The sequence below is a fragment of the Ligilactobacillus sp. 110_WCHN genome, from assembly GCF_030518115.1.
Lineage (GTDB): Bacteria > Bacillota > Bacilli > Lactobacillales > Lactobacillaceae > Ligilactobacillus > Ligilactobacillus aviarius_C.
Map to the genome: position 1 here is coordinate 19,430 of NZ_JAULLI010000014.1, position 22,276 is coordinate 41,705.

A 22,276-nucleotide genomic window follows, 5' to 3' on the forward strand; every position below is an offset into this window, starting at 1 on the left:
TCGTATTTATGTGCTTGTTCTATCATAACAAAAATAAGACCGGGACAAAAGAACCCAGTCTTATCTTTCTTCAGTTTTTACCGGTTTGTAACGGTTTAAAAATTAATCGACATTCTTCAATAAAATTGCAAGCGAATCAACTAATTCGTCAACCTTAACTTCAACCGTTTCGCCAGATTTCCGTAATTTAATTTCAACAATACCGTCATCAGCCTTCTTGCCGACCGTGATCCGCACTGGCAAGCCCATCAAGTCTGAATCAGCAAACTTAACACCGGCCCGTTCCTTCCGATCGTCAAGTAAGACTTGGTAACCAGCATCTTGCAACAGCTTTTCAATATCTTCAGCCAATGTCCGCTGAGTTTCGTTCTTCACGTTAACCGGAACAACGTGGATATCAAATGGCGCAATGCTGCGTGGCCAAATCATTCCATTGTCGTCATGGTTTTGTTCAATGATTGCTGAAAGCAACCGTGAAATTCCGATTCCGTAGCATCCCATGATCATTGGAATTGAACGCCCGTTGGCATCTAAGACATTGGCACCCATCTTTTCTGAATAACGGGTTCCTAACTTAAAGATGTGGCCGATTTCGATTCCGCGAGTAAACTTCAACTTGCCTTCGCCGTCCGGAGAAGTGTCGCCTTCACGAACCGTCCGTAAATCAACGAATTGATCGACCTTAAAGTCACGATCAAGGTTAACGTTGATATAATGATGACCGTCTTCATTTGCACCGGCACTGGCATTGACCATGCCTTCAACATCAAGGTCAGCGTATACTTTCAAGTTTTCATCGATTCCGACTGGACCTAATGAACCAAAGCTTGCTCCTAAGTACTTTTGGGCTTCTTCTTCAACGGCTGGCCGTAAGCTGTCAGCCCCTAAGAAACTCTTCAATTTCGTTTCGTTTAATTCGTCATTTCCACGCATTAAAACTACGATTGGTTCGTCATCAGCGACAAACAACAACGTCTTGATTTCATCTTGCGGATCAACGCCTAAGAATTCAGCAACTTCGTCAATCGTCTTTGCATTCGGCGTTTCAACCTTCTTCAGTTCTTGTGGTGTTTCGTGTGACTTTTGAACCGTGCGCAGATTCGTTGCCTTTTCAATGTTAGCGGCGTAATCACTGCTGTCAGAGTAAACCACGGTGTCTTCCCCGATTGGAGCAATTGCCATAAATTCGTGGGAATCTTTTCCACCCATTGTTCCTGAATCCGCAATGATTTCCCGGAATGTCAATCCAACACGATTAAAGATGTTCCGGTAAGCATTTCCCATGTCATTGAAGACTTGGTCAAGGCTTTCGCGATCAGCATGGAATGAGTATCCGTCTTTCATAATGAATTCGCGGCCCCGCAATAAACCGAACCGTGGCCGGTTTTCATCGCGGTACTTTGGTTGAATTTGGTATAAAACCAACGGCAATTTCTTATATGATTTCACTGAATCCTTCACAACTTCCGTAAAGGTTTCTTCATGCGTTGGGCCTAAGATAAAGTCGCGGTCATGGCGATCCTTTAGCTTGAACAATGTTTGACCATAGGTGTCGTACCGGCCGGATTGTTGCCATAATTCGGCTGGAATTACAGCCGGCGCAAGCATTTCAACGGCGCCGATCTCATCCATTTCTTCGCGAACAATTGCTTCGATTTTTTGTAAAACGCGGTTCGCTAACGGTAAATATGTATACATCCCGGCTGAAATTTGCTTAATGTAGCCGCCCCGCAGCATCAGTTGGTGACTGACTGCTTCCGCGTCGCTCGGGACTTCCTTCATTGTCGGAATTAACATCCGTGTTTGTTTCATTAATATCCCTCTTCCTTCGAACGATTTATTTTAATTCTAAGTCTACCATAAACTTTTAAAAGAAGTAACGGCGAATATCATTCCAGGTAACCAGAACCATTAAGATCATCAAGAACGCAAAGCCAATCATCGTGATGACGACTTCCTTATTCGGATCCATCGGTTTCTTGCGGATTCCTTCAATGATATTCAGTAAGATTTTTCCACCATCAAGGGCTGGGATTGGTAACAAGTTCATGATTCCCAGGTTGACTGATAACAAGCCCATCAAATTGATAACGGTAATTGCCCCGTGGTGGGCCGCTTGCGCCGTCATCGAATACATTGCGACCGGGCCGCCCAAGTCATTCAGGCTGAACCCGTGAGTGATCATGTGTCCAATTGCACTAAAGACTAACATGGTGATATTCCACGTTTGGGTAAATCCAAATGCAAGGATCGCCCCAATTGAGTGATCGTTCTTAATTTTTTCAGTAATCCCAATTTGACCGGTCTTTTGCCCGTTTTGTTTGACCGTCTTCGGAGTTAGCTGAATTTCCTTAGTCTGCTTAGCCTGTTTCACTTTCAACGTAGTCTGCTTACCGCCGCGATCACTAAGATCACTTACAAGATCTTGCCAATTCGAAACTTGGTGACCATCGATGGCAACGATTTGGTCCCCCGCCTTTAAGCCGGCCTTCGCAGCAACGGAATCCTTTTGAACCGTTCCAATTACATTTGAATTTGTTGGAATCTGAACACCGCCTTGAAGCATTGCGACCAGGCCAAAGGCGATGATTGCTAAGATAAAGTTATTAAACGGACCAGCAAAGTTCGTCACGATTCGCTTTGGAACACTGACGGATTGATATTGAACGTCTAACGGTGCAACCTGAATTTCCGTTCCATCTTCTTCGGTGATCATTGCATCGCGTTTAACATTGAACCGTTTAACCTGACTTTCGTCACCATTTTCGTAACCTTCGATCCACATTTCCTTTTGCAGATCCCAGTCAGTTACGATCAACGGCAACCCGCCCTTTAACATTTTCTTTTGACTGGTGTTGATTTTAGTAACCTGGTCCTGCTTATCAAGCAACAAGGTTACCGGCGAACCCTTTTTTAGTGATTCTTCATCATCTTCAAGGCCGGCCATTCGCACGTAACCACCTAACGGCAACAACCGCCACGTATATGTCGTGCCGTTTTTATGATATGCAAAAAGTTTCGGCCCCATTCCGATCGAAAATTCACGTACCAAAATGCCGGATTTCTTTGCTGCATAAAAGTGACCAAATTCGTGAACAAACACCAGCACGCCAAAAACGATCACAAACGCAATAATTGTTACAATCATTGTTTTGGGTTTACCCCCTTCTTTTTAAAATTAAATCAAACCGGCAAAGTGCATTAACGGTAAGACAAATAATAATGAATCAAACCGGTCAAGAATGCCGCCGTGACCTGGAAGGATCTTACCTGAATCCTTTACACCGTAGTGCCGTTTAAAGGCTGATTCGATCAAATCGCCGAATTGACCCCCAATTGAAAAGACAAGAGTCAAAACAAGCATCAATGCGAAATTGTACTTGAAGTACGGCTTCATAAAGAAGACATATACCCCCACAATGACAACTGCGGCAAGCGTTCCGCCAATTGAGCCTTCCCAGGTTTTATTCGGACTGATTTTTGGAGCCAACTTATGCTTCCCGATTTTCCGGCCAATCAAGTATGCGCCGCTATCAGTGATCCAAACGATCAGTAAAGCATACAAAAGCATCCATAAACTTTCGGTCCGCGCTTGGATCATAAAGTGGAAGCCGAAACCGGCATAGACTGCCCCTAATACAAGCGCACCGGCATCGTCAAAGTTGAACATGTTCTTTGAAATCACACTGAATGCTAACAAGCACAGTAAGAAAACAAAGAAAAGATCCATGTAGCTTTCATCCTTGGGCAAAAACTTCAACCATGTCCGTGGAACCAGTAAACTGGCGATTGCAAAGTAACTAATAAATGCCGCTGGTGAAACGACAAATAATTTTTTCATTGAAACAAATTCAGTCATTGCAACGATTCCCATTGCAACAACTAAAATATTAAATGGTGTTCCGCCAATAATTAAAGGCGGAATAAAAATAATTAAAGCAATAATTGCGGTTGTCACGCGTTGCTTCATTTCGATTTTCCTCCCTTAGTATCCTTTACGCCACCGAAACGCCGGTCGCGTTGTTGGAATTCATAAATATCATGGACCAGATCATCTGGTTGATATTCCGGCCATAATTTATCGGTAAAGACTAATTCGCTATATGCAATTTGCCATAACAAGAAGTTTGAAATTCGTTCTTCACCGCTTGTCCGGATTAGCAAGTCTGGATCATTGTATGGCGCAACTTCTTCTGTCATCAAAGACTTCGAAAGCACCTCTTCATTGATCTCATCAACGGCTAAATCGCCATTTTGAACTTCAGTGGCGATTTTCTTTACCCCCGTGATGATTTCAGCCCGACTGCCGTAATTCAAGGCAAAGTTCAGCACCATTCCGGTATTATTTTTCGTTTGTTCGATTGCATCATTGACCGCCTTTTGCGTTTTTTTCGGTAAGTATTCCGTGTAACCCATTACGTTGACCCGGACATTGTTTTCGATCAATTCCGGAACAAACGTATCAAAAAATTTAACCGGCAGATCCATTAAAAAGCTGACTTCGCTTTCGGGGCGTTTCCAGTTTTCGGTTGAAAAGGCATAAAGCGTCAATACTTTGACTCCTAAGTCGCTTGCTGCTTTCGTAATATCCTTAACAACTTCCATTCCGCGTTTATGACCGGCAACCCGCGGTAATCCGCGGCGTTGAGCCCACCGGCCATTGCCATCCATAATAATGGCAATGTGTTGCGGCATCTTTGCGGGATCTAAGTTAACTTCTTCAGTTTCGCCCGCCGTTGTATTCTTAAATAAGTTCTTAAACATTGTTCTTCTCCATTCACTGATGACAATAAAAAAGGGTAAAAACAGCCACTGTCTGTTTTACCCCAAATCTGTTGATCTTAGCCTTCAAGAATTTCCTTTTCCTTGTCAGCAACAATTTCGTCAACCTTTTTTACTGCTTCGTCAGTAACTTGTTGTGCTTGATCTTCTAAATCATGTAATTCGTCTTCTGACATTTCGCCGTCTTTTTCAGCCTTTTTCAAAGCTTCGCGAATGTCACGCCGCGCATGCCGAACTGAGCCCTTGGCCTTTTCACCAACAGCTTTAACTTCCTTTGCCAATTCTTTCCGGCGTTCTTCAGTCAATTGCGGAATGACTAACCGAATAACGGTTCCGTCATTGACCGGATTCAATCCAAGATCTGAAGCCAATAATGCATGTTCAATATCATCCAATGATGACTTGTCGTATGGTGAAATCAACAATACCCGGGCTTCAGGAATTGAAATTTGAGCAATTTGATTCAATGGCGTTGGGGCGCCGTAGTAATCAACCGTTACCCGGTTAAGCAAGCTGGCATTGGCCCGGCCGGCCCGAATGCCGCCAAGTTCGTGTTGTAAGGCTTCTTCAGCCTTAACCATCTTTTCTTGGCCTTCTTTAATAATTTCATTTGTAATCTTCATGATTATTTTCCTTCCACTGTTGTTCCGATATTTTCACCTTGAACAACTTTCTTGATATTTCCACGTTTATTCATGTTGAAAACAACCAACGGAATGTCATTATCCATTGACAATGTTGAAGCCGTTGAGTCCATGACATGAAGACCCTTGTTGATGATGTCTAAGTGGGTCAATGTTTCAAACTTGATTGCACTTGCATCCTTCTTCGGGTCAGCTGAGTAAATTCCGTCGACCCCGTTCTTTGCCATTAAGATCACATCAGCGTTAATTTCTGATGCCCGCAAAGCAGCGGTTGTATCCGTTGAGAAGTATGGTGAACCAGTTCCGGCAGCAAAGATTACGATCCGGCCTTTTTCAAGGTGCCGAACTGCTTTCCGCCGAATATATGGTTCAGCAACTTGCCGCATTTCAATCGCGGTTTGAACCCGGGTTGGAACACCAAGTGATTCCAAGGTATCTTGCAATGCCAATGCGTTCATTACCGTTCCAAGCATTCCGATATAGTCTGCTTGAGCACGTTCGATTCCAAGTTGTTCACCGGTAACTCCGCGCCACATGTTACCACCGCCGACAACGATGGCAATTTCAACGCCAAGGTCATGAACGTCCTTGATTTCTTCAGCAACTTTCCGGATTTCAGGCGGGTTGATTCCCTTGCCTGCATCCCCTGCTAAAGCTTCGCCACTCAATTTTAATACGACACGTTTATACTTAATAGCCATGTGGACCCTCCTACTTGATTGAAAATGATACATTCATGTAATTAATCTCAATATATTCTATCATATTACAATCAATGTTACAAAAGGGATTATTCATTTAATGCGCATCGTTTTTTAATGTTGATGTGCAATCAATTCGATCACATCGTTGGTTGGAATTCCATTGAAGAACTTGTTCAAGTCAAATGATCGCAACACCTTGGTGATCGCATCAACGTCGTATGGCTTACCGATCAAGGCTTTTTCCAGCTGGTGGACATCTTCAACGCCAAAGAAATCGCCATAAATCTTCGCCATTTTAATTTTCCCGTCTTGAACCTCAAACCGTGCATCGATCGTTCCGGCATCAAAGTGCTTCCGCTTTTTGACTGTAAAGGCTGGCGATTGCCCAAAGACCCAATCCCAATCACGGTAACGCTCAGTTTCAATTTGGTGAATGGCTTGCTGATCCTTTGCCGTTAATTGATATTCATTAATTTGGGCCTGACTAAGGTCATCAACGTGATAAATGCGCTTGATCAGTTCATCTCGAAAACCAGCTGTATCAAGTTTTTGGAATTCCGGCTTCAAATACGGCTTTAAATTTGTAACCCGGCTGCGAACCGATTTGATCCCCTTGGATTCAATTTTATCCTTCGGAACCTTTAATGCTCCAGCAACCGCATTGGTATCAACATCAAACATCAGCGTTCCGTGACAGAAGGTTTTACCATTGCGGGTGTACATTGCATTCCCCGAAAACTTCTTCCCGTCGATCACGATGTCATTCCGGCCAGTGACTTCAGCCCTCGTTGCCCCCATTTCGTGCAACGCATCAACAATTGGCTGCACTAACGTCTTAAAATCGCCAAACCGCTGCCGGTCAGCCGGAACAATAAAACTAAAGCATAAATTGCCTAAATCTTGGTACATTGCGCCGCCACCGGACAACCGCCGCGTAATCGTAATTCCATGTTGGCGACAGTAATCTTCATTGATTTCTTCGACCGTATTCTGATTCCGCCCGACAATAATGCACGGCTTTTCAATGTAAAAAAGCATAAACGGCGGCGTCATGACTCCCGAATTCATTAAATATTCTTCAGTTGCCAGATTTGTTCGAATATCGTGAGTTTGCATTGCTAAGTATTGCATTTCTTCATCTCCATTTGAAAAAGAGGTTGCGACGATGATTGTCTCAGCCTCTTAAATAAAATTGTTAAATATTTGTTGGATATCCAATTGCGATATCGGCAGCATCCCAAACCGCCTCCGTCAGCGTTGGGTGCGGGTGAATCGTCAATGCTAAGTCGTCAACGGTGTTGCCCGATTCGATCGCCAATGTTAATTCACTGATCATATCCGCAGCATTTCCGCCGACAATTTGAGCACCGACTAAAATTCCTTCATCTTTTGTATATACTAACCGGACAAAGCCGTCAGTTACATTCATTGAAATTGCCCGTCCGTTTGCAAGGAATGGGAATTGAGCCGTCTTAACCGCTAATCCTTGTTGCGCAGCTTCTTTAGCTGTTAAACCAGTCGTTGCTAACGGAATATCGGTGTAGCAGACCGCTGGCATTGCATGATAATCAACGGTTGCCTTTTCTCCAGCGATGGCTTCAGCAGCAACTTTACCTTCATATTCGGCTTTATGAGCAAGTGAAAAGCCTGGCACAACATCCCCGATCGCATAAATGTTTGGAATCGTGGTCCGACCTTGGTTATCAACCTTGATCAAGCCATGTGAATCAAGTTGGATTCCTGCATGTTGCAAGCCGATGCCCTTCGTATTTGGACGCCGACCAACTGAAACTAAGCAATAATCTGCAACTAACTGCTTTTCTTCACCGTCAACTTCAAAGGTTACCTTGACGCTTTGATCGTCCTGTTCAGCCTTTTTGGCCATTGCATTCGTATAAATGTCAACGCCTTGTGAACTGAAATGTTTTTGAATGACACGAACCATGTCGGCTTCATAGTTTGAAAGGATCTGGCCCGTTCCTTCGATAATTGAAACGTGCGCGCCAAGGTTTGCATAAACAGATGCCAATTCACAACCAATATAACCGCCACCGACAACGATCAAGTGTTTCGGAACTTTCTTCAAATCAAGGGCGCCAGTCGAATCAATTACGCGGCCTTCATACTTGAAGTTGGGAATTTCGATTGGGTGGCTTCCGGTTGCGATAATCAAGTTCTTAAACGTATACGTTTGAGCCTGATCATCCTTAATAACCCGTAAAGTGTGGTCATCTTTAACATAAGCACTGCCCCAGATCACGTCAATGTGATGTTTCTTAAACAGGCTGGCAACACCGCCCGTTAACTTATCAACTACACTTTGTTTCCAAATTTGAGTTTGTTGAAAGTCAAGTTGGGCAGCCGTTACTTGCAATCCCATTTTTTGTGAATTCATCGCACTTTGATAATGATGAGCCGCTTCAACAAGTGCTTTTGATGGAATACAGCCAATGTTAAGGCAGACTCCTCCAATAAATTCACGTTCAATGACCGTTACCTTTTGTCCTAATTCAGCCGCCCGAATCGCAGCAACATAGCCGCCGGGGCCGCTGCCGATGACAACCGTATCTAAATCAATTGCAAAATCACCAACAACCATTACTATCCCTCCATTAATAAGAGTTCTGGATTACCTAAAAGTTCCTTCAACCGGTTAAGGGCTTTTTGAGCAGTTGCCCCATCAATTGCCCGATGATCAACTGAAAGTGATAACTTCAAGACTTTTCCAACCGTGACACTTTCATGATCTTTTGGATCAATGATCGGTTGATCAGTAATGCGGCCAATTCCTAAAATCGCAACTTCCGGGTAATTGATAATTGGGGTAAAGTATCCGCCACCGATCGAGCCGATATTCGTGATCGCAATCGTGCCGTTTTGAGCCGTTGCCGGATCAAGACTACCATCTGCAATCTTTTGCGTGTGATCTTCAATCTGTTTAGCAATTTCAAACATGCTTAACCGATCGGCGTTTTTAATATTCGGCATGAATAATCCGCGTTCCGTATCAGTTGCAATTCCCACGTTAATGTCGTTTTTATATACAATCTCGTGTTGATCCATATCAAGCGATGCGTTGAAAATCGGGAATTCTTTGGCAACCACTGCCAATGCTTTCACAACATACGGCATAAACGTTAAATGGATTCCCTTATCAGCCGCCATCTTCTTGAATTTGTTTCGGTGATTCCATAACTGATCCACCACGACTTCATCAAATAACGTAACGTGCGGAATTTCTTGAACCGAACGACTGACTGACTTGGCCGTTGCCAACCGAACGGAACTCATCTTTTCCCGTCGTTCGCCACCGGATACCGACTGACTTGAACTTGATGAAATTGATTGATTTTCGCGTAAATCTTGTTGCGGAACGATCTTTGATGCCGTTCCGTTTTGATTACTCAAGAAGAGATCAACATCGGCCTTCAGAATTTGACCGTGATTTCCGGTTCCCTTGATCTGCGTTAAATCAACCTGCTTTTCACGTGCATATGCCCGGACTGATGGCATTGCCAACACTGGCAAACTGTGATCTTGCGGGGTCATTTGCCGTGGAGCTTGTGCTGATTGTGAACTTGATTGTGAAGTCGACGTTGATGCAGCCTTCGCTGGTTTGGATTCAGCTTTTGAATCCGTTGGTGCTGGTTGGGCATCTTCCGGAACGTCACCTGCAGTCTCGATTTCGATTAATGGATCGCCAACGTTGGCGGTATCGCCTTCTTGAACAATGATCTTTTTAATTTTCCCCGTGACTGGTGAAGTTAGATCTTCAACTGACTTATCATTTTCAATTTGGACTAAGTCAGCATCCTTTTTGATTGAATCGCCTTCATGAACATACCATTTCCCAATTGTTCCTTCGGCCATTCCTTCACCGACATCGGGAAGTTTAAATGCATAAACACCCATTAATTTTTCCTCCTAAAAATTAACAATTTCCTTGGCTTTCGCTACAATGTCGTCCTTCGTTGGCAGCCAGCGTTCTTCGGCTTCACTAAATGCGTAAACCGTATCAGGCGCACTGACCCGTGCAACCGGAGCATCCAAGCTTAAAATTGCCTTTTCAGCAATCAATGATGCGACTTGATTACCAACGCCGGCCATATTTTGGGCTTCTTGAACGATAGCAACTTTCCCTGTCTTTTTTACACTTTCAAGAATCGTCTTTTCATCTAACGGTGAAACGGTTCGTAAATCAACGACTTCTGCATTGATGCCTTCTTTATCAAGTTCATCAGCGGCCTTCAAGCATTCTTGAACCATGTACCCGTATGAAATCAACGTGATATCCGTTCCTTCACGCTTAATGTCAGCCTTATCCAATGGCAAAGTGTATTCCTGTTCCGGAACTTCTTCCCGCATTGAACGGTAAAGCTTCATGTGTTCCAAGAAGACAACCGGATCATCAGACCGAATTGAAGAAATTAATAATCCCTTTGCGTCATACGGTGAGCCCGGAATTACGACCCGTAATCCTGGAACTTGACCAACGATTCCTTCAAGACTGTCAGAGTGCATTTCAGGAGTATGCACCCCGCCACCGAATGCTGACCGAATCGTGATCGGCATTTTCTTTGTTCCGCCAGTCCGGTAGTATTCACGGGCAATTTGGCCGACAATTTCGTCCATTGCTTCATATAAGAAACCAAAGAATTGGATTTCTGGCACTGGCCGGAAGCCTTCATATGCAAGCCCGGCAGCTAACCCGGCAATTCCGGATTCAGCTAACGGAGTGTCAAAAACTTGATCTTCACCGACATCAGCTTGTAAACCATCCGTTGCCCGGAAAACACCGCCGTTTTTTCCAACATCCTCACCGAAAACTAGCACTTTCGGGTCACGTTTCAATTCTTGGTCAAGCGCTTGGTTGATCGCCTTGATCATTGTTAATTGTGCCATGTTACTTTCCCTCCTTTTCACATTCATCAATCTTTGCTTGAATTGATTCTGGAATTTCTGAGTAGCTTAATTTATAGAAATCACTAACTTTTTGTTGCGGGGCATTTTCAGCCTTTTCCATTGCAGCATCGATTTCCTTATTGACCGCTTCTTCCCAATTCTTTTCCATGTCTTCATTCCATAAGCCTTTGTGATCCAAGTATGTTCTGAACCGAATCAACGGATCTTTCTTCCGCCATTCCTCTTCTTCGTCAGCTGTCCGGTAACGTTTTGGATCATCACCTGATAATGTGTGCGGGCCATACCGGTAAGTTAACGTTTCAATTAAAACCGGCCCATTTCCGGCAACTGCCCATTCACGGGCTGCCTTGGCAACCGTGTAAACGGCTAAGGCATCCATTCCGTCGACTTGAATCCCAGGAATTCCAACAGCAACGCCTTTTTGGGCTAACGTTTGGGCTGCGGTTTGCTTGCGCCGTGGAACTGAAATTGCATAGCCATTATTTTGAACAAAGAACAACGCTGGAACTTTAAATTCACCCGCAAAGTTGATTCCTTCATAGAAATCACCCTCAGATGTTCCGCCATCACCCGTGTATGTATATGCAACGGTTGATGATTTCTTCTTCTTCAAACCCAATGCAACGCCGGCTGTTTGAACGGTTGCGGATGCAACAACGATTTGCGGCGTCGTTGCGTGGACATCATCTGGAATTTGACCGCCCATATAGTGTCCAATTGACCATAAGAATGCACGGTCTAATGGAAATCCATGTTGAATTAACTGTGGAATATCCCGATAAGCTGGTAAAAGGAAATCTTCCTTTTCCATTGCGTAACTTGATCCCATTTCACTGGCTTCTTCACCTGCTGTTGGAGCATAGAATCCTAAACGTCCTTGACGGTTTAATTTCGTTGACCGTTCATTTAAAATCCGTTCCCATAACATTTTTTTAAACAGATCAACTAATTGGTCATCCGTTAAACCTGGAAATAGATCCTGATTTACAATTTCACCTTTTTCATTCATTACTTGAATTGGTTTCATATTCGGTTGATTCATATAATTATTAAAATCAATTTTCGTCATCAATGTCCCCTCCTTCTGAGACTGCTTCGATATATCGCTTACACTCTTTATTCTACTTAATTTGTCATTGATTGTTAATTGATATGGTATGCGGGATTTTGCTTATGATTTGACTACTCCGGAAGTTTTTAATGATAAATTAATTTGGAAAGGATTTCATTCGTACTAATATTATTCTTTTATCATTTTTAGAAAAAAGCATCATAAATTATATTAGAATAATTTAGTACTTTAATATTCAATTCTAGATATGTACAAAATGGGTACAACATAGATACAAGATTTGAGGAACTAATTAAGCCCCTCTTTTTGTTTATAAAAAAAAACCTACCTAAACCTACTTCAGCATCAAATGATGGCACAAAAAGTAAGGTTGAAACAAAATAATTAATTAGAGATTAAAAGAGGTTGTGGCCTATGTTATGCCACAACCTCTTCATTTTTAATTTATTCAATTTGGTAATAAAAAAATAAGACTTTCCCCAAAGCCTTATCCCTAACGAAAACTAATTTTTAACACTTAGTCCTTTTCTCTCTAACACTTACAAGTTTATACTACTCCGTGACAGAAATAGCGGACTAAAGTTTCCTCAATCATGGATTTTCATTCCTGAATGAAAATAAATGTTGTACACAATTTATATTCAAAATACAAAAAAAACAGCTGTGTCATAACACAACTGTTCTTTTATTATTTACGACGACGTTCTGGAATACGTGCAGCCTTACCTTGACGATCACGTAAGTAGTACAACTTAGCACGACGAACGCGTCCTTGACGTACAACTTCAATCTTTTCAACCCGAGGTGTGTGAACTGGGAAAGTCCGTTCAACCCCTACACCGTTACTGATCTTACGAACAGTGTAAGTTTCTGAAACGCCTTCGCCGCGACGTTTGATAACAACACCTTCAAAGATTTGAATACGTTCACGCTTACCTTCAACGATCCGTGCGTGAACCCGTACTGTATCCCCAGCACGGAAATCTGGAATATCATCACGTAATTGTGATTCAGTGATTTTCTTGATCAATGGATTTACTGACATGTTTTTCTTCCTTTCCCCGATATTCATGTCCAGTTGCAGCGGAATACCGTTAATATGGCAACTAAGCCAAGTAAAATATTATCATATCTGCTATTAGTTTGTAAAGCTATTTTTGAGTTTTAAATTCTCGCAGCCACTTTCGATCTTGATCTGTCAGCGGAAAATCTTGAAGCAGATCTGGTCGCCGTTCAAATGTCCGCCGTAATGATTCTTTCCGGCGCCACTCAGCAATCTTTTGGTGATTACCGCTCGTTAAAACTTCAGGAACCTTCATTCCGCGAAAATCAGCAGGCCGCGTATATTGCGGATATTCAAGCAATCCGGTTGAAAATGAATCACCAACCGCTGACTCATCATTTCCAAGAACGTTTGGTAATAACCGCACCGTTGCATCAATGATGACCATCGTTGCTAATTCGCCCCCGGTCAACACATAATCTCCCAGCGAGATTTCATCCGTTACCCGGGTCCGAATTCGTTCATCATACCCTTCGTAGTGACCGCAAATAAAGGTTAAATGTTTTTCTTGGGCCAACTCTTCCGCAACTTTTTGATTGAATTGCCGTCCAGCCGGATCAAGCAAAATCACTTTCCCCGGTTCCGGATGTTTTTCCTGAACCGCATCAAGCGCATCAAAAATCGGTTGGGCCTGCAATAGCATTCCAGCACCGCCACCATACGGCGTATCATCCACGTGGTGCTGCTTATTGGTCGTGTAATCCCGAAAATCCGTGACATCAATGTTTAAAATTCCGTTTTCCTGAGCTTTACCGATCATTGAGGAATTCATCGGGCCATCGAACATTTCGGGAAAAAGGCTTAAAATATCAATTTGCATTAGTCATCCAACCCATCTAACATATCAATAATCACTTGCTGGTTTTCAATCTGAACGTCCTTTACAACGTCCTTAATTGCTGGAATCAGCAAATCTTTCTTGCCTGCGCGTTGAATTACCCAGACATCATTGGCACCCGATTCCATAATTTCCTTGATCTTGCCGATCGAATTTCCGTCCAAATCAACAACGTTTAATCCCACAATCTGATGGTAATAGTATTCACCATCTGCCAAATCATCTTGCTGGTCTTCAGCAATTTTTAAATCCGCCTGCTTTAACGGTTCAACCAAATTAATGTCTTCCATTCCTTCAAAGCTTAACAAATCAAATTGTTTGTGCTTGCGGTGACTTTTAACCGTTAATGCGACTGGATCCTTTCCCTTTTGAAAAGCATAAACCGTTGCTCCCGGTGCAAACCGTTTTTCAGGAAAGTCCGTAATTGCCTGAACGCGAACTTCGCCTTTAATTCCATGAGTATTAACAATTTTTCCAATTTGGTAATAATTCATGCTTATCCCTTTCTAATAAAAAAACCTCCACAAAACATCTCTGCTTTATTGGAGGTTCGTTAAATAGTCAGTCAATAACGTTCAATTTAATCCGACGATCATCGTCAATGCGAATTCCATAGATCAATGACCGAATTGCTTGAACGACCGTTCCATTTTTTCCAATAACCCGGCCGACGTCCTGCGAAGCCACTTTCAAATTAAAGTTCACAAACTGATCGTCATTTGCCACTTCAATTGAAACTTCATCAGGGGTCATAACCAACGCTTTGACAATCGTTAATAACAATTGCTTAACCGTTTCTTTTGTCATTGAACTTTACCCTGCTTATTTCTTTGAGTATTTTGCTTCGTGGAACTTCTTCATTACGCCTTGACGTGAAAGAATGTTACGAACTGTGTCTGATGGTTGAGCACCATTGTTTAACCACTTCATAATTTCTTCTTCCTTAAGGGTAACCGTTTCTGGGTTTGTTAATGGGTTGTATGTTCCAACATTGGCGATGAAACGACCATCACGTGGTGAACGTGAGTCAGCAACAACGATCCGGTAGAATGGACGCTTCTTTGAACCCATACGCTTTAAACGAATTTTTACTGACATGTTTGCACCTCCTATTAATCTATCAACATTAATAATATACCAAGTTTTGAATTAGCTGTAAAGGAAAATTTCTTGACAGTTAATATTTTTTATCGTTTCCGTCTTCTGCGGGCTTTTTGAAGCTTCCGGAGCTTTTTCTTTTTATTCTTCCGAACCATCTTCGACATTGACATCTTAGCTAACTTACCGCCCATGCCGTTGCCAAAGAGGCCTTCCATGCCAGAAAAGTCGCCGTTTGAAACTTTGCCCATCATGTCACGCATTTGCTTAAATTGCTTGATCATCCGGTTAACGTCTTGAATCTTGACCCCGCATCCGGCTGAAATCCGGCGGCGCCGACTTGGGTTCAAAATATCTGGATTTTCCCGTTCTTCCGGCGTCATTGAATAAACGATCGCCTTTGTCCGTTCAATATCCCGCGGATCAACTTGCACGTTCTTCAATGCTGGGTTGTTGGCCATTCCTGGAATCATCTTGATCAAATCTTCCATCGGCCCCATCTTTTGAACTTGAGCTAATTGTTCAAGAAAATCGTTAAAGTCAAACGAGTTGGCCTTCATTTTTTCTTGAAGTTCAACGGCTTTTTGTTCATCGTAATCTTGTTGAGCCTTTTCAATTAAGGTCAGCATATCCCCCATCCCAAGGATTCGGGAAGCCATCCGATCTGGGTAGAAGACATCTAAGTCCGTTAACTTTTCACCTTGACCGATAAATTTGATCGGTTTGCCAGTCACTGCACGAATTGAAAGGGCAGCCCCACCACGGGTATCCCCATCTAACTTCGTCAAAACAACCCCAGTTACGTCAAGTTGATCGTTAAATCCTTTTGCAACTTCAACGGCATTTTGACCAGTCATGGCATCAACGGTCAAAAGAATTTCATCTGGATGAGTAAGTTCCTTGATTTGAGCCAATTCATCCATTAATTTTTCATCGATCTGTAACCGGCCGGCCGTATCAATCAAAACATAGTCGTTCTTTTGTTCTTGGGCTTTAGCCATCCCTTGGCGAACGATTTCGACCGGATCAACGTCCGTTCCCATTTCAAAGACCGGAACGTCAATTTGTTCACCTAAGATCTTTAACTGATCAACGGCAGCAGGACGGTATACGTCGGCTGCAATCATTAACGGGCGGGCCTTTTGTTCATTTTTTAACTTTAAGGCTAATTTCCCCGCCGTAGTTGTTTTTCCGGCCCCTTGAAGCCCAACCATCATGATGACGGTTGGAATCTTCGCCGATTTATTTAATGGGACTGCTTTTTCACCCATCACTTTAACTAATTCTTCGTTAACGATCTTAACAATTTGTTGTGCCGGTGTTAAACTTTCAAGAACTTCAGCCCCGACTGCCCGTTCACGGACTGTCTTGATAAAGTCCTTTACAACACCATAGTTTACGTCGGCTTCCAGCAATGCCAGTCGGATCTCACGCATTGACTCCTTAACATCATTTTCCGTGATCTTCCCTTTGCGTTGTAAACTATGAATTGCATTTTGAATTCTTTCTGTTAACCCTTCAAAGGCCATTTGATTTCACCAACCTATTCTTCAATACTTTCCAATTTTTCTGCAAGTTCAAGTAACCGCTCATCATGCGGATAACGTTGCTGAATGTAATCGATCAACGCATCTAAATGAGCCGCATTTTTCAGAAAATCAGCATACAAATGCAACTTTGATTCGTATTCTTCAAGGATTTTCTCTGTCCGTTTTATATTATCATAAACTGCCTGCCGCGACACATTATAATTTTCCGCAATCTCGCCAAGCGAAAAATCATCCCGGTAATACTGGGCCAAATATTCCATCTGTTTTTTGGTCAACAGCGGCTCATAAAATTCGAATAACGCATTGATTCGATTTGTTTTTGCAATTTCCATTTAAATCACCCTAGTCTTCGCGGGGAGTAATCAATCCCTTAAATAATCCGTATGCAAAGTCTTCGGTATTAAAGTCGCGCAAGTCATCAACTTGTTCACCAAGACCGACAAGTTTAACGGGAATGTGCAGTTCGTTCCGAATTGCCAGCACAATTCCGCCTCGCGCCGTTCCATCCAACTTGGTCAAAATAATTCCCGTTACATTGGTTGCATCCTTAAATTGCTTTGCTTGGGATAATGCATTTTGACCCGTCGTTGCATCAAGTGCCAGTAAAACTTCATGCGGAGCTTCTGGAATTTCGCGAGTAATTACCCGTTGAATCTTTTCAAGCTCATTCATCAAGTTGACCTTGTTTTGCAACCGGCCGGCGGTATCGACAAGCAAGATATCATAATTTTCTTTCTTTGCCTTCGTAACCGCATCATAAACAACGGAAGCCGGGTCGCTCTTTTCAGGCTTCTTAACAATCGTCACGCCCACGCGTTGAGCCCACTCATCTAATTGTTGAATTGCTCCGGCCCGGAACGTATCCCCGGCAACAACCATGACTTTTTTGCCCTCATCTTTATAACGTTTAGCAAGTTTGCCGATCGTGGTTGTTTTACCAACTCCATTGACCCCGACAAAGAGGAAGACAGTTGGCCCTTCTTCAGCAAAATGCAATTCTTCATCCTGATCCTTGCCAGCTTCTTCATACAAGTCAACCAGTTTTTCAACAATGACTTCTGAAACCTCTGCCTTGCTCTTCGCGTTTTGGAACTTAACTTCATCCCGCAATTCATCACTGATCTTCATTGCGGCTTCGAAACCAACATCAGATCCGATCAGCATTTCTTCGAGATCTTCAAAGAAATCTTCATCAACGTGACGGAAGTTAGCTAACAATGCATTAATGCGTCCCTTGAAGCCTGTCCGGGTCTTCTTCAAACCGTGGGTGTAGCGGCTGGCTTCGGATTTCGTTTGCGCCTGCTTTTCAACTTGTTCAGCTTCTTCCTCATGCTCAGCAACATCTTCAGCCGCTTCTGTTTCTTCTTCGGCTGTCTTCTCAGTAGTTTCTGCCAGTGATTCTTCAGGTTCAACCGAGACTGATTGTTCAGCAGCGTCCTCTCTTTCTGTTTCAGCGGCCTGATCTGCATTTTGCGTGGTCATTTCCCAGCCGTCATTCCCCGCTGTTTCTGTTTCTGTTTCTGTTTCTGTTTCTGTTTCTGTTTCTGTTTCTGTTTCTGTTTCTGTTTCTGTTTCTGTTTCTGTTTCTGTTTCTGTTTCTGTTTTAGAATCGGCTGCCAGTTGATTTTTGTCAAGTTCGGTATCTTGCGCTACCTTTTCATCTTCGATCGAAGTTGTTACTGGTTGCTTTTCAACAACTGACTGTTCCTTTTCTTCTTCAACAGTTTCAATTGATGCATTTTCATCAACCGGTGATTCCCCAACTTCGGCAGTTTCATCATCTGAAATTGATTGTTTTTCATCAGCAGCTTGATTTTCTTCAGCCGTTTTCGATGACTGATCTTTTGTTTCAGGGTGAGCCTCATTTTCAGTTTCATTTGCTGAAGATGCCTCTTCGGCTTGTTCTACTTGAGGATTTTTATCTTCATCCTCAGCTTGATCGGTTGAATTTTCAACCTTTTCATCCTGTTTGACTTTTTCATCATCATCGCTGGTAAAGCCAAACGCTTTCTTTAACTTGTCAAATAATCCCATTCAGTCTCAATCCTTTCTAAATTACGTCCGCAAGCGATACGGAAACCATCTTGGAAACTCCAGATTCCTGCATCGTTACTCCATAAAGAACATCGGCCTGCATCATTGTTCCCTTCCGGTGAGTAATCACGATAAATTGCGTTTCATCATCAAAGTTCTTCAAATATTGCGAGTACCGGGCAACATTTGCATCATCCAATGCGGCTTCCGCTTCGTCAAGCACCGCAAACGGAACTGGGCGAACCTTCAAAAGCGCAAACAACAAGGTGATTGCCGTCAATGACCGTTCACCCCCGGAAAGCAAACTCAGTCGTTGGGCTTTCTTGCCCGGTGGCTGAGCGGTAATTTCAATTCCGGTATGCAAAAGATCATCTGGGGCAGTTAACGTTAAGTACGCTTTTCCGCCACCAAAGATCTGCGGGAATAACGACGCAAAGGCCGTTGCTACCTGATCAAAGGTTTCTTTAAACCGGGTCTTAACCTCATTATCCATTTCATCCATACTTTGAATCAATGTTTCCTTCGCGTTGTTCAGGTCATTTTGCTGCGTATTTAAGAATTCAAACCGTTCGTTGACCCGTTCAAATTCATCAATAGCACCTAAGTTAACTTCACCAAGCTCATCAATGCCCCGTTTCAAAAGTTTCAAATGGCGTTGAACTTCATTCAAATCAGTTTCCTGAGCTTCTTGAGCCGCCTTTTCAAACGTCATTTCATATGTATCGGTCAATTCTTGAAGGTGCTGTTCAAGTTTCGACGTTAACCGGCCAAGTTGCAAACTCGCCTTGCGCTGATCGTCATTTGATGCCTGCTGCAATTCATTCGCCCGCCGTAAGCGGCTTTCCGCATCGGCAACTTGATCGTGCAGCTCATCCCGTTGAGTCCGCATTTGGTTAACCTTGGCGGTGTATTCTGCATGTTGCTTTTCAATCTCAGCTTGCTTTTTGGCCAATTCATCCCCATGCATATCATTTAAGGATTGCTGGCTTTGAATTCGCTCTAGAGACTGCTTTCCTTGATCAAGTGCCCGGTTAAGCTGATTAATTTGCGTTTGATATTCATTAGCCTGCAACTGGGCATTGGTCAGCCGTTCATTGACAAGCATTAATTGCTGCTTAAATTCATTTAACTTCGCTGAACTTGCCCGTTGCGTTGACCGCGCATCCTCACTGAACCGTTTTTTATCATCCAATTCAGTCTGCAATTCTGCAATTGACGCTGTTAATGATTCAACTTGCCTTTTCAATTCTGTTTGACGGGCAGCGGCTTTTGTTCCATCCAAATCCTGTAATTGCCGTTGCAGTTGTTCTTGACGATGGTGCTGTTCATCAAATTGTTGTTGAATTGCAGCCAGTTTCTTCTGCATTGTCGTCAATTGCTGATGCAAATCATTGACCTGCGTTGCATTTTGTTGGTCTTTCGTGATCACATCCGCCAGTTGACGTTTAAGCTGTTTTCCGTGTTCTTCAAGCTCGCCAAGTTTGACCTGCATCGTCTTTAATTGTTCTTTTAAAACCGTGCTTTCCTGTTTCTTTTGAAGCAAGCCATTGCGTTGAGTCCGATTTGCACCCCCGGTCATTGAGCCGCCAGGATTTACAACTTCACCCTTTAACGTGACCAGTTTTACGCGGTGATTGACTGCCCGCGCAATCCGGGTTGCTGCATCAATATCCTTGACGATCAAAGTCGTCCCCAGCAAATACTGAATCACATTGCGGTTGGAAGCATCAAAGGTTACCAAATCACCTGCAATTCCAATCATTCCGGAATCATTTTGAGCTTGCTGAAGCAGTCGCGGATCAATGGACCGAACCCGCATCGTCGTTTGCGGCAAAAATGTTGCCCGTCCTAACCGTTTCTGGGTTAAGAACCGAATTCCCGCCTTCGCTGCATTTTCGTCCTTCACAATGATGTTTTGCAGCTGACTTCCAAGCGTGGTTTCGATTGCTTGAGAATATTGTTGGTCAACGTTGATTGCTTCCGCAACCGAACCAACGATTCCCTGCAATTGGTCCCGTTGTTTCAAAATCTCACGAACCCCTTGGTAATAACCAGAGTAATTATGAGCAACACTTTCCAATGCTTCAAGCCGTGCTTGGGCCTTTTGCATGACTTCACTTGCTTGATACCAGCTTTGTCGCTGTTGGTCGATCTGCGCATTTAACTTTGTCCGCTTTTCGCGATACTCTTCAGCTTGATGTTCAGCATTCTCAAGATTCGCTTGGCATTCAGCAGTTTGTTCCTTGACCACCGTTAATTGATCTTGAAGCGGCTTCGTTTCTGCTTGAGCCGTTGCTAATTGCTTTTGAACCAGCGCCAATTCTGATTGGCGCTGGGTTTCGCTTTGCTCTAATACATGAATTTCATTTTCGGCCTGCATCTTTTGCTGGGTTTGCTGATTAATTTGATCAGTAAGCTTTGCAATTGCATGTTCAAGCTCTTCGGGCGCAAGCTTTTGATCAGCACTCAAACTTTTAATTTGATGTTGCAGTTTGTGCTTTTCACCCTTCAATTCTTCGATCCGCTTTTGAGCCGTTGCCAACTTTTCCTGGATTTTCGCTAAATCATGTTGGTTTTCATCGATCTGCTTTGTCAGACTTTCGATTTTTTCAATTTGGAATTGCCGTTGCTGTTCGGAAATATCTTTCTTTCCGGCAAGGCGTTCGCGTTGCTGAGTTAAAATAACTAATTGTGTTTGAACTTGATCCAGTTGGTTTTCAATTGTTTGCTGTTGCTCGTGCAACTGGGTTGTATGTTCTTCTTGATCAAGCGCCGCCTGCTTATACTTGGCTAATAGTTCCTTGGCTTGCTTTAATTGCTGATCAAGTTCAGCTTTTTGCTTTCGACCCTGTTGAATTTCGAGAACCAGTTCATTTAAGTGATAATAATCAAACTGCTTCTTTTGTTCAACATAATCCTTCGCAATGCTGGCCTGTTCTTCAAGGGGTTCCCGTTGCCGCTTCAATTCCGTTAAAATATCAACAACGCGGTCTAAATGGTCCGTGGTTTCCTTTAATTCCTTTTCGGCCCGTTCCTTTTCTTTCTTATACTTCAAAACCCCCGCGGTTTCTTCGATCAAAACCCGGCGATCTTCAGGCTTACTGTTAAAAATTGATTCCACTCTACCTTGAGAAATAACCGAAAACGATTCTTTTCCCAAGCCGGTATCCATGAAAAGGTTGACGATATCCTTTAACCGCACCTTTTTCCCATTCAAAAGAAATTCACTTTCGCCGCTGCGATAAATTCGTCGGGTGATGCGCAACTCATCTGGCTGGTCAGGCAAAAAGCGGTCAGAATTATCAAATTCGATTTCAACTTCCGCCCGGTTCAACGGCGCGCGGGTTACTGAGCCAGCAAAAATGACGTCCGGCATCTTGCTTCCCCGAAGGCTTTTAGCCGACTGTTCCCCTAAAACCCACCGGAGCGATTCAATAATGTTACTCTTGCCACTTCCGTTCGGACCGACGATTCCCGTAATTCCAGGCTGAAAGTCAATTTCAGTTTTATCTGCAAATGATTTAAAACCATTGATCGTTAATGATTTTAATTTCAACGCATTTCCTCC

20 protein-coding genes are annotated in these 22,276 nt (G+C 43.1%); all 20 read right to left on the bottom strand.

Annotated elements, in window-relative coordinates; all coding sequences use genetic code 11:
- Positions 1-102 precede the first annotated feature (102 nt).
- The 20 genes from Q3C15_RS06005 to smc all read right to left on the bottom strand — a co-directional run bounded on the left by Q3C15_RS06005 (position 103) and on the right by smc (position 22,264).
- Complete coding sequence (locus tag Q3C15_RS06005; protein ID WP_302704647.1) at positions 103-1,812, bottom strand: proline--tRNA ligase; 1,710 nt, start codon at positions 1,810-1,812, stop codon at positions 103-105.
- A gap of 55 nt (positions 1,813-1,867) precedes the next feature.
- On the bottom strand, positions 1,868-3,148 hold the full coding sequence (rseP, locus tag Q3C15_RS06010) for an RIP metalloprotease RseP (protein WP_302704648.1): 1,281 nt from the start codon (positions 3,146-3,148) through the stop codon (positions 1,868-1,870).
- A 30-nt stretch (positions 3,149-3,178) separates the two neighbouring features.
- The gene (locus tag Q3C15_RS06015; RefSeq protein ID WP_302704649.1) at positions 3,179-3,970 is read right to left on the bottom strand and encodes a phosphatidate cytidylyltransferase; all 792 of its coding nucleotides are present in this window, start codon (positions 3,968-3,970) and stop codon (positions 3,179-3,181) included.
- Positions 3,967-4,764 carry an isoprenyl transferase gene (locus tag Q3C15_RS06020; protein WP_064207673.1) on the bottom strand — a complete coding sequence of 266 codons (798 nt, stop codon included), beginning with the start codon at positions 4,762-4,764 and terminating at the stop codon, positions 3,967-3,969. The genes Q3C15_RS06015 and Q3C15_RS06020 overlap by 4 nt, the downstream gene beginning before the upstream one ends.
- Positions 4,765-4,841: 77 nt before the next feature.
- Positions 4,842-5,405: a ribosome recycling factor gene (frr, locus tag Q3C15_RS06025; protein ID WP_057827945.1), complete on the bottom strand. Its 564-nt coding sequence runs from the start codon at positions 5,403-5,405 to the stop codon at positions 4,842-4,844.
- A gap of 2 nt (positions 5,406-5,407) precedes the next feature.
- Positions 5,408-6,127 carry a UMP kinase gene (gene pyrH / locus Q3C15_RS06030; RefSeq protein ID WP_057827944.1) on the bottom strand — a complete coding sequence of 240 codons (720 nt, stop codon included), beginning with the start codon at positions 6,125-6,127 and terminating at the stop codon, positions 5,408-5,410.
- A 114-nt stretch (positions 6,128-6,241) separates the two neighbouring features.
- A complete protein-coding gene (locus Q3C15_RS06035) occupies positions 6,242-7,261 on the bottom strand; it encodes a lipoate--protein ligase (protein WP_302704650.1) in 1,020 nt (339 codons plus the stop codon).
- Positions 7,262-7,325: 64 nt separating this feature from the next.
- The gene (gene lpdA, locus Q3C15_RS06040; protein WP_302704651.1) at positions 7,326-8,729 is read right to left on the bottom strand and encodes a dihydrolipoyl dehydrogenase; all 1,404 of its coding nucleotides are present in this window, start codon (positions 8,727-8,729) and stop codon (positions 7,326-7,328) included.
- A 2-nt stretch (positions 8,730-8,731) separates the two neighbouring features.
- Complete coding sequence (locus Q3C15_RS06045) at positions 8,732-10,042, bottom strand: dihydrolipoamide acetyltransferase family protein (RefSeq protein WP_283601146.1); 1,311 nt, start codon at positions 10,040-10,042, stop codon at positions 8,732-8,734.
- A 12-nt stretch (positions 10,043-10,054) separates the two neighbouring features.
- Positions 10,055-11,032, bottom strand: coding sequence for an alpha-ketoacid dehydrogenase subunit beta (locus Q3C15_RS06050; RefSeq protein WP_057827941.1), 978 nt, complete (start codon positions 11,030-11,032; stop codon positions 10,055-10,057).
- A gap of 1 nt (position 11,033) precedes the next feature.
- Complete coding sequence (pdhA, locus tag Q3C15_RS06055) at positions 11,034-12,122, bottom strand: pyruvate dehydrogenase (acetyl-transferring) E1 component subunit alpha (RefSeq protein ID WP_302704652.1); 1,089 nt, start codon at positions 12,120-12,122, stop codon at positions 11,034-11,036.
- Between the two features lie 691 nt (positions 12,123-12,813).
- Positions 12,814-13,170: a 50S ribosomal protein L19 gene (gene rplS, locus Q3C15_RS06060; protein ID WP_057827939.1), complete on the bottom strand. Its 357-nt coding sequence runs from the start codon at positions 13,168-13,170 to the stop codon at positions 12,814-12,816.
- 106 nt (positions 13,171-13,276) lie between these two features.
- A complete protein-coding gene (gene trmD / locus Q3C15_RS06065) occupies positions 13,277-14,008 on the bottom strand; it encodes a tRNA (guanosine(37)-N1)-methyltransferase TrmD (RefSeq protein WP_283601853.1) in 732 nt (243 codons plus the stop codon).
- Positions 14,008-14,520: a ribosome maturation factor RimM gene (gene rimM / locus Q3C15_RS06070; protein WP_057827937.1), complete on the bottom strand. Its 513-nt coding sequence runs from the start codon at positions 14,518-14,520 to the stop codon at positions 14,008-14,010. Before rimM ends, trmD begins: the two co-directional genes overlap by 1 nt.
- A gap of 67 nt (positions 14,521-14,587) precedes the next feature.
- Complete coding sequence (locus tag Q3C15_RS06075) at positions 14,588-14,833, bottom strand: KH domain-containing protein (protein ID WP_204779508.1); 246 nt, start codon at positions 14,831-14,833, stop codon at positions 14,588-14,590.
- 15 nt (positions 14,834-14,848) lie between these two features.
- The gene (rpsP, locus tag Q3C15_RS06080; RefSeq protein ID WP_057827935.1) at positions 14,849-15,124 is read right to left on the bottom strand and encodes a 30S ribosomal protein S16; all 276 of its coding nucleotides are present in this window, start codon (positions 15,122-15,124) and stop codon (positions 14,849-14,851) included.
- 89 nt (positions 15,125-15,213) lie between these two features.
- Complete coding sequence (gene ffh / locus Q3C15_RS06085) at positions 15,214-16,653, bottom strand: signal recognition particle protein (protein ID WP_204779510.1); 1,440 nt, start codon at positions 16,651-16,653, stop codon at positions 15,214-15,216.
- Between the two features lie 14 nt (positions 16,654-16,667).
- Positions 16,668-17,006: a putative DNA-binding protein gene (locus tag Q3C15_RS06090; RefSeq protein ID WP_057827933.1), complete on the bottom strand. Its 339-nt coding sequence runs from the start codon at positions 17,004-17,006 to the stop codon at positions 16,668-16,670.
- A gap of 10 nt (positions 17,007-17,016) precedes the next feature.
- On the bottom strand, positions 17,017-18,462 hold the full coding sequence (gene ftsY / locus Q3C15_RS06095) for a signal recognition particle-docking protein FtsY (protein ID WP_302704656.1): 1,446 nt from the start codon (positions 18,460-18,462) through the stop codon (positions 17,017-17,019).
- 262 nt (positions 18,463-18,724) lie between these two features.
- A complete protein-coding gene (gene smc / locus Q3C15_RS06100; protein WP_302704653.1) occupies positions 18,725-22,264 on the bottom strand; it encodes a chromosome segregation protein SMC in 3,540 nt (1,179 codons plus the stop codon).
- Positions 22,265-22,276: the final 12 nt, after the last annotated feature.